This window comes from Corynebacterium sp. sy017 (assembly GCF_017918135.1).
Lineage (GTDB): Bacteria > Actinomycetota > Actinomycetes > Mycobacteriales > Mycobacteriaceae > Corynebacterium.
Genome location: NZ_RZUE01000001.1, coordinates 23,080 through 38,984, shown reverse-complemented (window position 1 = coordinate 38,984; position 15,905 = coordinate 23,080). Strand labels below are relative to the sequence as shown.

Annotated in this window: 14 protein-coding genes and 1 tRNA gene; 4 read left to right on the top strand and 11 right to left on the bottom strand. The window is 44.8% G+C overall.

Annotation, left to right across the window (positions count from 1 at the left end; all coding sequences use genetic code 11):
- Nucleotides 1-167 precede the first annotated feature (167 nt).
- From EML15_RS00195 to secA2, 4 genes are all read right to left on the bottom strand, one after another.
- Nucleotides 168-752: a bifunctional nuclease family protein gene (locus tag EML15_RS00195; RefSeq protein ID WP_144272857.1), complete on the bottom strand. Its 585-nt coding sequence runs from the start codon at nt 750-752 to the stop codon at nt 168-170.
- Nucleotides 753-811: 59 nt separating this feature from the next.
- Nucleotides 812-1,540: a MerR family transcriptional regulator gene (locus EML15_RS00190; protein WP_144272856.1), complete on the bottom strand. Its 729-nt coding sequence runs from the start codon at nt 1,538-1,540 to the stop codon at nt 812-814.
- A gap of 108 nt (nt 1,541-1,648) precedes the next feature.
- Nucleotides 1,649-2,077, bottom strand: coding sequence for an oxoglutarate dehydrogenase inhibitor Odhl (odhI, locus tag EML15_RS00185; RefSeq protein ID WP_144272855.1), 429 nt, complete (start codon nt 2,075-2,077; stop codon nt 1,649-1,651).
- A gap of 334 nt (nt 2,078-2,411) precedes the next feature.
- Nucleotides 2,412-4,706, bottom strand: coding sequence for an accessory Sec system translocase SecA2 (gene secA2, locus EML15_RS00180; RefSeq protein ID WP_144272854.1), 2,295 nt, complete (start codon nt 4,704-4,706; stop codon nt 2,412-2,414).
- A gap of 183 nt (nt 4,707-4,889) precedes the next feature.
- On the opposite strand from secA2, the gene EML15_RS00175 reads away from it, so the two are divergent.
- The 4 genes from EML15_RS00175 (at nt 4,890) to EML15_RS00160 (ending at nt 8,367) form a co-directional block, all read left to right on the top strand.
- A complete protein-coding gene (locus EML15_RS00175; RefSeq protein ID WP_144272853.1) occupies nt 4,890-6,080 on the top strand; it encodes an alpha/beta fold hydrolase in 1,191 nt (396 codons plus the stop codon).
- A gap of 155 nt (nt 6,081-6,235) precedes the next feature.
- Nucleotides 6,236-6,309 (top strand) — tRNA-Pro (locus EML15_RS00170).
- 500 nt (nt 6,310-6,809) lie between these two features.
- Nucleotides 6,810-7,475, top strand: coding sequence for a hypothetical protein (locus tag EML15_RS00165; RefSeq protein ID WP_144272852.1), 666 nt, complete (start codon nt 6,810-6,812; stop codon nt 7,473-7,475).
- Between the two features lie 85 nt (nt 7,476-7,560).
- Nucleotides 7,561-8,367, top strand: a complete 807-nt coding sequence (locus EML15_RS00160) for a class I SAM-dependent methyltransferase (protein ID WP_144272851.1) — start codon at nt 7,561-7,563, stop codon at nt 8,365-8,367.
- A 10-nt stretch (nt 8,368-8,377) separates the two neighbouring features.
- Here the strand turns inward: EML15_RS00160 and der are convergent, their stop codons facing one another.
- From der to EML15_RS00125, 7 genes are all read right to left on the bottom strand, one after another.
- Nucleotides 8,378-9,886: a ribosome biogenesis GTPase Der gene (gene der, locus EML15_RS00155; protein ID WP_144272850.1), complete on the bottom strand. Its 1,509-nt coding sequence runs from the start codon at nt 9,884-9,886 to the stop codon at nt 8,378-8,380.
- Nucleotides 9,883-10,593, bottom strand: a complete 711-nt coding sequence (cmk, locus tag EML15_RS00150; RefSeq protein ID WP_144272849.1) for a (d)CMP kinase — start codon at nt 10,591-10,593, stop codon at nt 9,883-9,885. Before cmk ends, der begins: the two co-directional genes overlap by 4 nt.
- On the bottom strand, nt 10,593-11,549 hold the full coding sequence (locus EML15_RS00145) for a pseudouridine synthase (RefSeq protein WP_144272848.1): 957 nt from the start codon (nt 11,547-11,549) through the stop codon (nt 10,593-10,595). The genes cmk and EML15_RS00145 overlap by 1 nt, the downstream gene beginning before the upstream one ends.
- 114 nt (nt 11,550-11,663) lie before the next feature.
- Nucleotides 11,664-12,212 (bottom strand): SMC-Scp complex subunit ScpB, encoded by a 549-nt coding sequence (gene scpB / locus EML15_RS00140; protein ID WP_144272847.1) that lies wholly within the window; start codon nt 12,210-12,212, stop codon nt 11,664-11,666.
- A gap of 42 nt (nt 12,213-12,254) precedes the next feature.
- Complete coding sequence (locus EML15_RS00135; RefSeq protein WP_144273412.1) at nt 12,255-13,832, bottom strand: sodium:proton antiporter; 1,578 nt, start codon at nt 13,830-13,832, stop codon at nt 12,255-12,257.
- Between the two features lie 52 nt (nt 13,833-13,884).
- The gene (gene bioD / locus EML15_RS00130) at nt 13,885-14,562 is read right to left on the bottom strand and encodes a dethiobiotin synthase (RefSeq protein WP_144272846.1); all 678 of its coding nucleotides are present in this window, start codon (nt 14,560-14,562) and stop codon (nt 13,885-13,887) included.
- A 15-nt stretch (nt 14,563-14,577) separates the two neighbouring features.
- Nucleotides 14,578-15,894 carry an adenosylmethionine--8-amino-7-oxononanoate transaminase gene (locus EML15_RS00125; protein WP_144273411.1) on the bottom strand — a complete coding sequence of 439 codons (1,317 nt, stop codon included), beginning with the start codon at nt 15,892-15,894 and terminating at the stop codon, nt 14,578-14,580.
- Nucleotides 15,895-15,905: the final 11 nt, after the last annotated feature.

The following is a 15,905-nucleotide window of genomic DNA, read 5'->3' as shown; positions in this document are numbered from 1 at the left end:
CCCTAAGTCTAAACTTTAACTTTAAGTTTAGACTGAAATTACACCTTTGTCATCTTTAGTCACAAATATGCACATAATTCACATCTATATCAGAAAAAAGATGCTTTTCCATCATGGTTTCGCCAAGAGCTCCAGAAACACTGCGAATAACTTTTAGGCATGAAGCGTTAATTCTTATCCTCATGATCAGAAGAATCTATATCAAAAAAATCATCGACAAAAATATCTGACTCACGCACCCCCATGCTCTCCATGAGACCAGAAAAATCATCATCTGCCAGTGAATTATCTGGCAATGCAGTATCGTCGTCTGCCTGTATAAGAGGTTCTAAGCCAAGATATGCTTGCAAGTCATCATCAGAGACATAGATACTGGCTTGGTCAAGCACCTCAGGCGAAACCTGAATGGGAATATCAAGCAACCGAGAGATAATAACTGCATCAGTTGCACGCGCATCTAGTTCTTCCCCGCTATCCAATACGAAAGAAGCAATAAACACACCTTGGTAATAACTAATAATGCGTATCTCATTGACACCACCCGCCGCGTCAAGAGCATCGATAAGCAAATCGTGCGTCTGCGGCCTTCTAGAGGCCTGTCCTTCTTCACGCAGTGAAACAAAGGCAGCGTCCTCTGCCGCAATCCATATTGGTAGATAGCGGTTGCGTTGTGTCCATCGAAAAAGTACACAAGACTCTAATTCTGGCGGTAGAAAGTGCACTCCCTGGTATTCAACTTCAACAAAATCCATAATCAGTTTTTACTACCAATCTTTCTAGACACTCATGGTGCATTACCATGCCTAGTTGCTTAGCGACGAGAATTACGCAAGAGAGATTTAACGAAATTAGTATGCAATGACACCACAACAGCCATCATCTCTTGGGTCATCTCTTCGGCACGCTCAGCACCACCATCTTTAGTTTTAGCCATAGGCAATAGAGCACGCTCGATAAGATCTGCCTGACGGCTTGCAGTATTGCGTAAGGATTTTAGATGTCGAACATCGAAACCAAATTCTTTTAGCTGAGTAGCCGTAATGACAATCGCGACATCATCTGCAGTAAAAAACCCAGAAGTATCTGGCACGATGATACCCGCATCGATGTACTCAGCGACCAGCGATGAATCTACTTGAGCCTGGGAAGCAATATCACTATCAGTAAGACGAGTGGCTACTGGAGCCCGAAAATTCTCCGGATCTACAACAGTTGCTGATCTTTTTGCACTACTCAATGGAGTAATTGCACCAGAGTCCATAGCTTGCAACTGCTCACGGATCACTTTCAGCGGAAGGTAATTATCACGCTGCGTAGTTAAAATAAAACGTAACCGATCAAGATCAGCCTGGGTAAAACGTCGGTATCCAGAAGAAGTACGCTGTGGGGAGACTAAGCCCTCAGCTTCTAAAAAACGAATTTTTGATACTGTGACATCGGGAAACTCTTTTTTGAGTTGTTCAAGCACTACGCCAATGGACATAGTTTTTGTCGATGATGTTCTTCTGTTCAAGGAAGAATGTGAAGGTAACGCACTCATAAAATTTTCTCGATGTTTTCTTGAATATCTTTGGGTTGACAGGTTCTGTATATGCCAAGACAAACAGAACACTACTAACTACTCAGTAGTGTTCTATTTTCATGGGGTTTATTCTTCAGCGCCAGCTAGAAAAACTAAACGAAACTTACCGATTTGTATCTCGTCGCCAGTAGAAAGCTGTTGCGCATTGCGTGGCTCACGATTGACGTAAGTTCCATTGAGACTTCCCACGTCAACAACCTGGAATACTCCATCCTCAAGGCGAAATTCCGCATGCCGACGAGAAACAGTAACATCATCTAAGAAAATATCACTATCGGGATGACGACCAGCTGTCGTAGTAGGTTGATCAAGCAAAAAACGTGCACCAGCATTAGGACCACGCTTAACCACGAGCATGCCTGCACCAGCAGGAGGGGTAAGGTTAGCACCAGTAGCTGGTGCAGCTGCACCATTTTCCATTTCCTTTAATAAATCAGCACGAAAAACTGATGTAGTCTCTACTTGCACCTCAGGTGCAGCAGTGTTGTCACTCATTCCAACCTCCTAGTCAAATATGGACTTGTGATCCTTGTTATGAGAAGTTTTCCCGTTAAGATAGCTCTTCGCTTAGTATAGCCTGCTTCATATAAAACTTTTATCTACATGATAGCCTCAGAGTACCTCAGCGAAGAATCCACAAAACCATATTGATGAATCTATGAATCCCATCATAGCGCCATTAGTTTAGAAACAGATAGACAAAATTTTCCTCAGCGAAAAATAAAAGGGAGTTGTCTAGGCTTTTTCATCTATTACCCACTCCTTGAATTAAAGATTTACATACTCTTATCAGCACTTATGCAAATTTATTAACTTTTAATAACATTTATCATCGAAACGTCTCACGCATTTTCTTGGCAAAAGATTGACCAAATGTAGATAAAGGATTATCGCTGACCATATATGTCCATGTTGCAGATGGCCGAGTTAAACCGACATCAGCCAAATGCGCCCCATCTTCGTCGATAAGCACTTTTTGGAATGTAATAACTGCTTCATCGACTGCACGGTGTACCAGCCTCTTAAACTCACGGACAGCTATTCGGTGATATTCATCTATCGGAGTTTCTCGCGCAACAGCACGCAAATGTATAGATTCACGAACATCGCTCATCATAGCCAAATGCTCACTCCAGCACTGGTCAAGGTGGAAAAGCATAATTTCTCGTGCAGCTTGTTCTAAAACATCTTCCGCGATATGACCAGTCAGTTCTTGAGCGCGCTGCGGTGCTCGTTGCGATAATTCCATCCATGCTTGATCGCTATCGAGCAGCTTGCTCCGACGCTGATCAATAATATGTCGTTGATCAGCAAGTAATTTATTATATCGCCACGTCTGTGCATGGATTTCCAGCAATTGGCCTTCTGTTACTCGTTGACAATGCTCGACCCAATCATAAATGCGCTTTGCGTCTATTCTTCCTTCATTGTCAGGATATGCTGTTATTTCTTCGCCAGCCCCTCCGCTTATGAGAACATCATCTTCAAGACTGAGAAAAAATACGGAACGACCTGGATCGCCTTGTCTACCTGCCCGACCACGCAATTGATTATCCAAGCGCGCTGTACGATGCCGGGAGGTACCTATGACTACAAGACCTCCACGCTGAACTACCTGATCATAGTCTTTTTCATCTGCTCCCCCAAGCCTGATATCAGTACCGCGACCTGCCATTTGCGTTGAGATAGTCACACGACCAAGGTCACCAGCCTCAGCAATGATGCGTGCCTCTTGCTCATCGTTTTTAGCGTTGAGCACACTTACCTCTATGCCGGCTTCTCGCACCAACTGCGCAAGTTCCTCTGACTGCGCAACATTGAGCGTACCAACCAGAATCGGCTGCCCAGTGGCATGAATCTGTTTAATTTCAGCAACCAGTGCACGCATTTTTTGCTCTTGCGTCGCATATATTCGATCAGGTTCATCAATGCGTACTAAAGGTTGAGCCCGCTCAATGACAGAAACACGCAAATCATAGAATTGACGTAATTGATCTGTTGCTTCTACTGCGGTTCCAGTCATACCACAAACTGTGCCATAGCGATTCATTAATGCTTGAATCGTGATTGTGTCGAGCACTTTGCCGCGCTGGCTAATGTTTAGTCCTTCTTTCGCCTCTACCGCCGCTTGGATACCATCAGGCCAACGCTGTAAATCAGCAACTCGTCCCTTGGAAGAATCAACAAGAGCTATTTTCCCATCACGCACAATATAATGTATGTCTTTAATCAATAAGGCATGCGCATGTAGTGCTAAATTAACCTGAACTAATGTTGTACCGACGTGTTGTTCATCATAAAGATTTTCGATGCCCAAATTACGCTCTATGAGCTTTGCTCCCTGCTCATTAAGAAATACATTGCGACGATCCTCATCGACATCGAAATGAATTTTCTCTTTGAGGGCACGTACCGCGTTAGTAATTTTTTCCTGAGGTGCATGGTCATCCTCACTGCCTGCTAAAACAAGAGGTACTAATGCTTCGTCAACTAAAACTGAGTCTGCCTCATCAACCAATGCAATATCGGCACCATGTTGTATGGCATCGCTGCGACTATAAATCAATTGATCACGCAAGACGTCAAAACCTATTTCATTGACTGATGCATAAACAATATCTGCAGTATATGCTTTACGACGCTGCTGCTCGTCCATTTCTTCACTGATAGCTGCTACGCTGCAACCAAAGAATTGCGCTAACGGACCTACCCATGTGGCGTCACGCTGTGCCAAGTAATTATTGACAGTGATTGAATGTACTCGTTTATTCATCAACGCAAAACCAGTATTGGCCATAGCACCTACGAGAGTCTTTCCTTCGCCTGTTGCCATTTGGATTACATCTCCCTCAAGCAATCTCAAAACAGCCTGCAGCTGGACGTCGAAAGGCACAAGGGACAAAGTGCGCTGTGACGCAATAGATAATAAAGCCAGGAATTGTGCTGGATCAATAAGTTTATCTCCGGCGATACATTCGTGAGCCTGTGCACGTAATTGCTGGTCGCTTAATGTTTCTAAGCTGCTGCGTCGTGACTGGGCCTGAGCCACGATGGAAAGACTACGCTTTTGGTTCCTTCCTGAGCGCGCGCCCATCGTTTTCCAGAACCAATCAAATCCAGCCATATAGATTCCATACCTTAATTTGCATTTGTTTCACATTCATTTTTCTCACTGTGAGATACATTGCAACTATAGCAAGAGCTTAATTAAGTAAACATTTCTAAACAGTGCAGAAACAAGTTGAACTGCCTAGACTAATAGGTATTTCACCTCATAAACCTTTAGAAACTACGAAAGAAGAAAATAGTGCATTCAATAAGTGTAAAGGTACCTTCTAGCAAGGGATATCAGATGGCTGGAACACTCGATATGCCTGATACTGAGCCAGAAGCCTTTGCCATTTTTGCTCATTGCTTCGTCGGATCACGCTTTACCCCAGCTGCTGCCCGAACCTCCAAACAACTAGCACAAATGGGTATTGCGTGCTTGCGCTTTGACTTTCCAGGTCTTGGACAATCAGAAGGAAATTTTGCCGAAACATCTTTCAGCGAAAACGTCGAAGATATTATTGCTGCAAACAACTGGCTTACGCAGCATTACTCAGCGCCACAGTTACTCGTTGGACATTCCCTTGGCGGCGCTGCGTCCTTGAAAGCTGCAACAAAAATCAAAAATCTCAAAGCAATAGCTACCATTGGTGCTCCATTTGATCCTGCTCACGCAGTGTTACACTTTGCTGACCGTATCGGAGAAGTCGATGAAGCAGGTTCAGTAACACTCAACCTTGGCGGTCGTGAGATTGTCATGTCTCGTGAATACCTGGAAGATCTTGCAGAGACAAACGTCGAAAGCTATCTGCCGAAACTAAGAAAGCCACTCCTTGTGATGCATTCCCCTATTGATCAAACAGTGGGAATCGACAATGCTATTAAAATTTACACGCTGACGCGTTACCCTAAATCACTTATTAGCCTCCATAAGGTAGATCATTTGGTGACTCGCCCTGGTGCTGCGCAAGAAGCTGCAAAAATGATTTATACCTGGGTTAAGCAGCATATCGTTCCAGAAAATACCGAATACAACAGCGATGTCATTCCTGAAGGTGTTGCCATTGCTACTTCAACGAAGGCCGGAAAATACACAGATATTATCCGTACTGGTACTCGTATGCTGGAAACGGATAAAGAAAAAGCTCAAGGTGGAAAAAACCTAGGCTATAGCCCTACTTCGCTCATTGTCTCGGCTTTGGCAGCAGCAACTAGCCAGGCTATTCGTCATGCTGCACGGGAAGGAAAAATCACTGGCTTAGATGATGTGCAGGTAAGTGTTTCGCGTACACTCAGCAGTGACAACAAAGTACACTTGCGACGAGAAATCACCTTGATTGGTCAATTGACTGATGAACAACGGCAGGAATTGCTTACAGCTGCTTCGCATAATGAGGTACAGGATATGCTTTCGGGCAATACTATGATCCAGGATGAAATAAAGAAGTAGCGTTCTAGTGGCTCATTGCATGCACTGGATAGTAGAAACAACCAGCTGATTAGTTCAATGAGCACCGACTGTTGTAGGCTAGGTTCGTCGTCAATAATCACAGACTCACTGATATATCTGGTTCAGCGTATGTGAAGCATTTATGACGGTGCCATCGGGATGTGGCGCAGTTTGGTAGCGCACTTGACTGGGGGTCAAGGGGTCGCAGGTTCAAATCCTGTCATTCCGACAAGTTATTCGAGTGGTTATAGTGTGCTATAACCACTGTTTAGTTTTTCTTTTGTGGTATATATCTTTTCACTCTGTACTGAGTGTTGTAGATGTTCTATGGATAATTATGTAACATTTTCATAACACCCCCAAAAAGGTGAAATAAAATCCCATATGGTGAAGCACCATTATTAAACCCTCTGGCGTATATCAGAGGTTTGCCACCACAATCTTGGCTAGGTCTTGAGAATCAATACAGCTAGGTCACCCTATCACTCCGCCCTTATTCTTGGAACTCACAGAACTGTTTGGGAAGATATTTGGTGCACGAGATCCGTTACACACATGACATTTCTGAGAAAATCCTAATAAATCGTTATCTAGCCGTTGCAATCAAATAAATATACGCATATTATTCTTTCTTGAGCACATACTCCATGCCTTTCCATGCGTTCAGTAGGGATAAGGATAAGAGTGAAGTGTAATGAAAACTTTTCGTATAGTTCTTAGGAGAACACTATGGATTTCCTCCTTCAGGTTCAGGAATTCGTTGAAGGTCCAATTAAGGATCTTTTGGTAAAGCTAAATCTTGGTTCCCTTTTCAACCTCAACCTTCCTGCTGTACCTGCTCCAGCACCAGCGCCAGTTGCAGATAACGCAAGCTCAGGAGAGGTTGCTGTTTCAGGAAACAACCTCAACTTCGGTTCTTCTTTTGGAGACATCACCTTCGCTCCTTCTCAGGGCGATAGCAGCACTGAGTTCTTGACCAAGGGCGACACCACTTCTGGTGATACTGAGTTCTTGACCAAGGGCGATACTTCTACTGCTACCGAGTTCCTTACCCGAGGACACTCACTTGACGCAGATGTGGATGCAGACGTTGATACAGGCGACAAGACCACCAACACTGAATTCCTCACCAAGGGTGATACTACTTCTGGTGACGTAAGCGCTCTTAACAGCACCAAAGGTGACACCGCTGTAGATCTCAAGGGTGCTGACACCATTCAGCCAGAGACTACTGTAACTGGTATCACCGAGCCTAAGACCGACGTAACCGGTATCGCTCAGCCTGACACCGATGTAACTGGTATCACCGAGCCTAAGACTGACGTAACCGGCGCAGATATCCACGATCTCTTGGGTATCCCAGGTCTTCCTAGCCTTCCAGGTTCTGGTGAATAAGCTAAAAGTTCTTTAACTCTACATCGAGTTAGATACAACACCAATCCCATGCCTCTGCTTAATGCAGAGGCATTTGATTATTATCATGACCTTTCCCTTTGATTCATCTACAGTCGCACCTACTGCCCCTCCTATTTCTCGAAAAGATCAGCCAAAATTTCATAATGAACACCAACGAAAGCGCTCAGCACAGGCTTTCAACCATAATTCGGATTTATACGATGACATTCGTCCAGGCTATCGTGAGGAACTGCTTGATCTACTACCGCGCACGCCACAGAAAGTCATAGATTTAGGCTGTGGAACAGGAAAGCTGAGTAGTCTACTAGCAAGCAGGGATCATGACGTGATTGGTATTGATCCCAGCATGGATATGCTACGTGTATTTAGCAGGAAGATGGCTATGCCATGTATCCAAGCCACTGCAGAAAACACTGCTCTACGTGATCACAGCGTTGACGTTATCACGTGTGCACAAACATGGCACTGGGTCGATAGTTCATTAGCTTCAGCAGAATGCGATCGTATTTCGACAAGTAACGCTCGCTTAGTCCTGGCATGGAATAGTCTCGACGTAACAATTCCCTGGGTGCATCGCCTTAGTCGTATTATGCACGCAGGTGATACCCTCAAAGAAGGGTTTTATCCGCACGTGGAAACTCCGTGGTCGCTAGCCCAAGAACTGCGATTGCGCTGGAACCACAACGTAGTTCCAGAGGATATAGAGAAGCTGGTACAAACTCGTAGTTATTGGCTACGCTCAAATGAACATACTCGTGCAAAAGTTATGCACAATCTGCAGTGGTACCTCTATGACCACCTTCAATACGAAAAAGGGAAGTCAATACAACTTCCCTATCGCTTTGATTGTTTCCTTTATCGGAAACAATGATTGTGCCGCTCTATTTCTTTGATCGGCGTTCTCTAACACGAACCGCAATTTTTACTGGTGTTCCCTCAAAACCAAATGTCTCTCGGAATTTTCGCTCGAGAAAACGTCGATAGCCTGCGTCTAAGAACCCTGTGGTAAACAGAACAATAACTGGTGGGCGCGTTGAAGCCTGAGTAGCAAAAAGCACACGAGGCACGCGTCCTGATTTCATAGGTGGTGGGTTTTGCGCGATAGTAGCGCGTAACCAGTTATTGAGCTGACCGGTAGTAACACGTTTATCCCAGTTCTCTAGAGCTTCTATCATATATGGCTCAAGTTTTTGCAGTGCACGTCCAGTTTTTGCAGAGATATTGACTCGTTTTACCCAGGGAATGTGTTTTAGCTGCTGATCGATCTCACGATCCAATTCCCATCTACGATCCTCATCCATGAGATCCCATTTATTGAAGACGAGGACAAGCGCCTTACCGGCTTCAAGTATCATTCCTAAGACGCGCTGATCCTGTTCGGATACTGGTTCTGAGGAATCAATCATGAAAATACATACCTCAGCTGCATCAATCACACCACGGGTTCGTAGAGACGCATAATACTCATGGCCTTGCGCATTTTTTACTTTTTTACGCAACCCTGCCGTATCAATGAACTTCCACAGATTTTGTTCCAATTGCACTAGCGAGTCAACCGGATCAACTGTAGTACCAGCAACATTGTCAACAACTGAACGGTTTTCTCCCGTTATTTTATTGAGCAACGATGACTTACCCACATTGGGTTTTCCTACCAAAGCTACTCGACGTGGTCCTTCAACAATAGAAGTTTGTCGAGGTTGTTCAGGAAATAAACGCAGCACTTCCTCTAAAACATCAGCGCCACCGCGACCATGCAATGCCGAAACTGGCCAAGGATCGCCTAGCCCCAATGCGTAGAATTCTGCCATATCGCCATAGAGAGTCTCAGAATCAAACTTATTCGCCACAAGAATCACTGGAACCTGAGAACGCTGCAAATTACGCGCCATGACTGCATCAGTTTCTGTAATACCTACTTTGGTATCAACAACCATGACAATCACATCTGCAGTATCCATTGCTACTTCTGCCTGCCGGGCAATGGCACCATGAATTCCCTTAGCATTTGGATCCCAGCCACCGGTATCTTGCACCCAAAACCTACGACCGCCCCAATCTGAAAGGTAGGAAATTCGATCACGTGTGACTCCTGGAAAATCCTCCACAACAGCTTCTCGACGACCGATAAAGCGATTAACCAAAGTTGATTTTCCAACATTAGGTCGTCCAACAATAGCAACGGTGCAAAGATTTTCCTCCAAGTGCTGCTGGGGTGACACACCAAAAGCACGCTCTAAATCTTCCCACTGCTCCTCGGTGTATTCTTCACCAAAATCCAATGGAGCAAAGTCGTCATCGACATACTCAAAAGTGACATCGGTGTCTTCGTGTTCACCGAACTCATCGATGTCATCAAAAAACTCATCAGACATATGCTCATCACTCATGAGTTGTTCTCCCTGCTTGTTTTTTCAATCAAAGTAATTAAGGTATCTATGACTTGTTCTAAGCTAAGCGCCGAGCTATCGACGATAATCGCATCCTGTGCTGGACGTAAAGGTGAAATTGCTCGATTGGTATCTAACTCATCACGACGAAGTACATCAGCGAGAACAAGAGCATAATCAGTCTCTATTCCTTGTGCACGCTCTTGCTCATAGCGTCGTTGAGCTCGAACCTCTGGCGAGGCAGTCAAAAAGAATTTAGCCGGTGCATCTGGTAACACATGGGTACCAATATCTCGACCGTCGAGAATGCATCTACCAGCTTCTTTCGCTAGTTCACGTTGCTTATGTACCAGATTAGTGCGCACTTGGGCAATGGCAGAAACTGCCGAAACATTCTTATTGATCTCCGGGGTACGAATCAACTCAGACACATCGTGTCCGTCCAATAACACTTCCCGTGAGTAAGGATCATCATTAATTGTTAGCGGAAGAGTATGCGTTAATTCAATAACTTTTTGGGTATCAGCGAGGGCAACACCTTGTTGCAGCACATACAAAGTAGCCACTCGATACATTGCTCCTGTATCGAGATATTTTGCCTCAAGTCTTTTAGCAACAGCCCGACAAACAGTGGATTTTCCAGCTCCTGCCGGACCATCCACAGCTACGAGAAGACCATGCTCTCCAGTATTGGTTATCAAGCTCATCACATATCCACCGCTTTATAAAGACTGGTAAGCTCCGCGTTATTCAAGGCACGGAATGCACCAGGTGTCTGTTCTCCTAGCTGAACAGTATGCAGTTTAGTACGTACCAGGCGCAAAACTGGATAACCACATTCTTTGAGCATACGACGAACAATATGTTTACGCCCTTCATGCAATTCCACACGAATCAACGATTTGCCTTGGTGAGTATCAATGATTTGTGCATAATCTGCCTGTGCCACACCATCATCTAATTCCACTCCTCTACGCAAAGTCGTCAGCAAAGAACGATCTGCTTCACCTTGAACAGTGGCAAGATATGTTTTTGAGATCTTATAACGTGGGTGCATGAGTCGGTTCGCTAACTCACCATCATTAGTCAAAAGAATGAGCCCCTCTGTATCTGCGTCCAAACGCCCCACATGGAATAGACGCTGCCCTGCACTTATGCGCTCTCCGACGAGATCGCCAATACAAGGACGCCCCATTTCATCATGCATCGTTGAGTGCAATCCACGAGGTTTATTGAGGATAAAATAGCGATGTTCCTCATTAACATTGACACGCACGCCATCAACACGAATGACATCAACATTTGGATGCACCCGCATCCCTTGTTTCATCACAATGTTTCCGTTGACCTCGACACGACCAGCATCAATAAGAATCTCAGCATGACGTCTTGAGGCTACACCTGCCTGCGCCAATACTTTTTGTAAGCGAATACCCTCTGAAGACTGTTCAGATCCAGATTGCAGCTCACTGCGCTTTACGTGCTGCTTCTTTGCAGGTTTTGCATGAGAAATGATGAGATCCTGCACGCTTTTTCGCTTTTGCTCAGTCCCAGAACCTGATTGCGCTTTCTGCCCTCGATGTGGTCTTTTTGCTTGGCTGTGCGAAGCTGAAGTTCGAGTTTTCTTTTCCGGTGTGCCATCTCGGCGAGCGGTATGTTTCACGATAATCCTATCGATAAATATGCGGTTATAAATACTCGCTTATTCTAGTAGAGTATCCTCTCTTTTTCCAGCTGCCCCCCCAGTTGCACCTCGATGAAAGAATATGCGACACCGCTACAGCTGCTCATCAATTCCATCAATATCAGGTAATAATGGCGCTAAATCAGGAAGACGATCCAAGGAATCAATACCCAATTGTTCCAGGAAAAGTTCAGTGGTGACATAATAATGAGCACCATGTGTTTCCTCAGGGATATCAGCTTCTCGAATTAAACCACGCAGCTGCAAAGTACGGATAACACCATCAACATTTACCCCTCGAATAGCAGCTACTTGCGCCCTCGTGGCTGGTTGTCGATAAGCAATAACGGCAAGAGTTTCCAGAGCAGCACGGGATAATTTGGTGTGAGTGCCATCCAGCAAAAACTTCTCTACCACTTCTGAATTTTTTTGCAACGTGTAGAATCGCCAACCTTCATCACTAAAACGCAAATCAATACCGCTACCACGGTGCTCTAGCTCTTCTTGTATCTCTTTTAACACAGCACGCACTGATGCTTCTTCACTATTAGTCACTCGTGCAATGTCTTGGCTACTCACTGGAGTATCAACAACAAGTAAGATGGACTCAACCTGTGATCTTAACACTGATATTTCTTGCATAATCACCCTTTAGTTTACGTAGCACAAGTACATGACCCGTGCCTATGCTCGAACACGTTTTTCAGTCACGATGATTTGAGCATCAATTTCTTTTAGCACATCATCAACAATTACTGGATCAATATGCCGCTCACGACGCGCCTGCAATAATTCCTGTTCTGCAGCACGTAATGCCTCCAAGTGGATGCTATTCATCACAACACCAACCTGTTTTATTTTTTCTGCTCGTTCTTCAGCACTGAGCTCTTGGAACTCCTCAAGTTCCATGGTCGAGTTTTCAAGGACTCGTTCGCGAATAACGCTCATCATCTCTTCAGAAATATCATCAGAGTGAGTCTTCATGCTTTCGATTGCTGCTTTACGCGCCCGTTTAACTAAAAGTTCACGGGCTTTATCACCAAAGGGATCAGGGCCAGCATTGAGATTAAGTTTTTTGGTTAACAGCGGCAAGGTCAGTCCTGGAATTACCATTGTTAAAAACAGCACGACCAAAGCAATAACACTTAACTCGTTATAAAGTGTAAAACCCGCAGTAGAAGGCACAGAAAGTACCAGCGCCAATGTAACCAGGCCACGCATACCACCCCAGGTCAGCAAAAGCACCTCTTGGAGTCGTAGCGGAGCTCCTGTACGAGCATTACGTCGAATGTTTTGTCGATAAATGACATAGAGCCATAACCCACGCACCAGAAAAGCTACCAAAGAAAGTACGGCACCAAGCCAAACCGCATGCCATAAATCTGTTCCTACCGCTTCAACTGCACCACGCACAGTCAAACCAATAAGCCCGAAAGCAACACCAGTAAAGAGCAACTCTACTACTTCCCAAAACGCAGCACCTGAAAGCCTGTCCTCTGCTTCAATTTGCACGCGAGAATTAAATTCAATCGCCGCTATGACAATTGCAATAACACCGGATGCGTGTAATTCTTCTGCTGCTATATAAGTAGTAAACGGGATAATCCAGGTAAGAGCATTGCGGGCAGAAGAATTTGTGGACCAGTTAGTGATATATGCACTAATTCTTCCAATGGCAATGCCGAGCATAATAGCGATCACCGCGGAATAGAAAAAGGTGAAAAGTGCTTTATACCAGGTTATTTTCTCACCCATGGTTAATGCGTGAAGCGCAAGGTTAAATACCACGATGGACGCAGCATCGTTAAATAAACCTTCAGTTTCTAAAGCATTAGTTAAGCGCCGTGGCACGCCGGCAGGCTCTGCAACCGCATCGACAGCAACTGGATCTGGCGGAGAAATCGCCGCACCAATGATAAAAGCACCAGCAATACTCAATGAAGGAACAAGAAGATAAGCCGTAAACCCAATGGTGATCGCGCTAATAATGGTGAGCAGAATTGATAACAATAAAATAAAACGCCAATTATTTCTAATTGAAGACCAACTCGTCCGTCGAGCCAACGCCCATAGCAATGGCGGAATGAAAATTGGAAGCATCAACTCTGCTGGTATTTCTACCTGCGGCATCCAAGGAATGAAAATGCCCAAAGCAATCACAACTGTGAGTAAAACTGGCCAAGGCAGGCGGAATTTATCACCGATAGCAATCATAATCACTGTAGAAAAAAGCAGTGTTATCAACCCGATGAGCACTTCCACACTAAACCTCTTTTCTTGCGATCGAGTCTTACTCAATCATTATCATTTGAGTTCATTCGATTTCTGGCAGTAGTAATTGTTTTTCTACCATTCTAACGAATTCAGTGCGGCTCAATTGGCCGCTGCCCTCTGGGATACATCCCAATAATTTTATTCCGGTAAGAACTTCCAGCTCAGCTATATTAAGACGCGTTGCTAAATCAGGTTCTGCAGGCATAGAACCACCAATAATCCCTCGTACTGATAGCCCACGATGACGTGCTGCTTCAATTGTTAGCTCTGCACTATTTAATGAACCCAGTCCTAAAGAACTCACGACGATAAGTGGTGCCGATAATTCTTGTGCAATATCTGCAATCGAAAACGTATCTGCGAGACGCACCAATAAGCCACCTGCACCTTCTACCAATAGAATTCCCGTTTCCCCTAGACGTGCATGATGATCGCGAATCTGTGACATTATCCAGCGAAAGCCAACTTGTGGCAATCCGGCATAACGTGCAGCTAGATTGGGTGCTAATGGATCAGGATACCGAACCAAATCCTGAGCCTTCACTCCGCTTAAGCGCTCAATAGTTACTGCATCACCACTACCATGTACTTCACCAGTCTGAACAGGTTTGAGCACCTCAACAACATATCCTGCCTGTTGAAACTTCACTGCCAAAGCAGCGGTAGCAATAGTTTTCCCAACATCTGTGTTAGTACCGGTAACGATGAAAATACTCATAGCTACGTGTCCTCATCACTTTGTTATCATTTTCTCATGCTCTTTAATAAGGGTTTGTATTGCCGTAATAATTTTTTCTACTTGTTCATGCGTAGAAATAAACGGCGGCATTGTATATATCAGCGTGCCAAAAGGACGTAACCATACCCCTTGTGCTAGGCACACCCTACTGACCATTGCCATATCAATATCCTCTTTGAGTTCTACAACCCCAATCGCGCCCAACACTCGAACATCAGCTACCGCAGGAGAATGAATACCAGCTAATCCCTGTTGAAGTTGCTGTTCAATACGTGCCACTTGTGCTTGCCACTGGTTTTGAGCAAATAACTCGACACTGGCCTTGGCTACAGCACACGCTAGAGGATTTGCCATAAAAGTCGGACCATGCATGAGTGCGCCACCACCTTGTGGTGAGTTGATTGCCTGTGCAATTTCTTCCGTGGTCAATGTAGCAGCCAAAGACATAAAACCACCGGTCAAGGCTTTTCCTAAGCAAAGAATATCAGGGCATACACCTGCTCCTTGAGTGGCAAAAAGCGCACCTGTTCGTCCAAAGCCAGTAGCTATTTCATCAGCAATAAAAACAATTTTATGTTTGTCACATATACGCCGAATACCTTGCACGATCTCTGCATCATGAAAGCGCATACCGCCTGCACCCTGCACAATTGGTTCGATAATAACACCAGCTGTGGTTTGATCAACAAGCGACTCAAACTGAGTGAGATAATCGTCGATTGTTTCTTTATCACTACCCTGTGCAGGCGGTTGTGGGGCAAAAATATGTTCCATAACAAGATCACCCCACATACTGTGCATACCAGTATCTGGGTCGCAAAGACTCATCGTGGCAAAAGTATCCCCATGATACCCTCGACGCCATGTCAAAATTTTCTTCCGCTCAGGTTTGCCCATTGCTAATGCATATTGAAAACAAATTTTCAGAGCAACTTCAACTGCTACAGACCCCGAGTCGGAAAAGAATACTTTGGTCAATGCAGAATCCGTAAGCTCAATGAGCTTTTGCGCCAATTCAATGGCGGGGCGATGAGTAAGACCGCCAAACATTACATGGCTCATCTGATCAATTTGCTGATGCGCTGCTGCTACAAGATGTGGATGTGAATGTCCATGAGCAGCTGCCCACCAAGAACTCATAGCGTCGATAAGCTGAGTACCATCACTGAGCTGCAAATACACTCCTGATGCAGCATGAACAAATAGCGGATCCACTTTTGCGGGTGAACTACTATAGGGATGCCAAATATGCTGCTGGTCAAATTGCACTAAGGCAATAGAATCATTATCCACAGGCTCTGCCTTCCATATACTTTGACTTG

Excerpts from the sequence above, each read along its gene's own strand:
- EML15_RS00160 (WP_144272851.1), top strand. The coding sequence starts at position 7,561 with ATGACCTTTCCCTTTGATTCATCTACAGTCGCACCTACTGCCCCTCCT.
- EML15_RS00190 (WP_144272856.1), bottom strand. The coding sequence starts at position 1,540 with ATGAGTGCGTTACCTTCACATTCTTCCTTGAACAGAAGAACATCATCG.
- EML15_RS00165 (WP_144272852.1), top strand. The coding sequence starts at position 6,810 with ATGGATTTCCTCCTTCAGGTTCAGGAATTCGTTGAAGGTCCAATTAAG.
- odhI (WP_144272855.1), bottom strand. The coding sequence starts at position 2,077 with ATGAGTGACAACACTGCTGCACCTGAGGTGCAAGTAGAGACTACATCA.
- EML15_RS00195 (WP_144272857.1), bottom strand. The coding sequence starts at position 752 with ATGGATTTTGTTGAAGTTGAATACCAGGGAGTGCACTTTCTACCGCCA.
- bioD (WP_144272846.1), bottom strand. The coding sequence starts at position 14,562 with ATGAGTATTTTCATCGTTACCGGTACTAACACAGATGTTGGGAAAACT.
- cmk (WP_144272849.1), bottom strand. The coding sequence starts at position 10,593 with ATGAGCTTGATAACCAATACTGGAGAGCATGGTCTTCTCGTAGCTGTG.
- scpB (WP_144272847.1), bottom strand. The coding sequence starts at position 12,212 with ATGCAAGAAATATCAGTGTTAAGATCACAGGTTGAGTCCATCTTACTT.
- secA2 (WP_144272854.1), bottom strand. The coding sequence starts at position 4,706 with ATGGCTGGATTTGATTGGTTCTGGAAAACGATGGGCGCGCGCTCAGGA.
- der (WP_144272850.1), bottom strand. The coding sequence starts at position 9,886 with ATGAGTGATGAGCATATGTCTGATGAGTTTTTTGATGACATCGATGAG.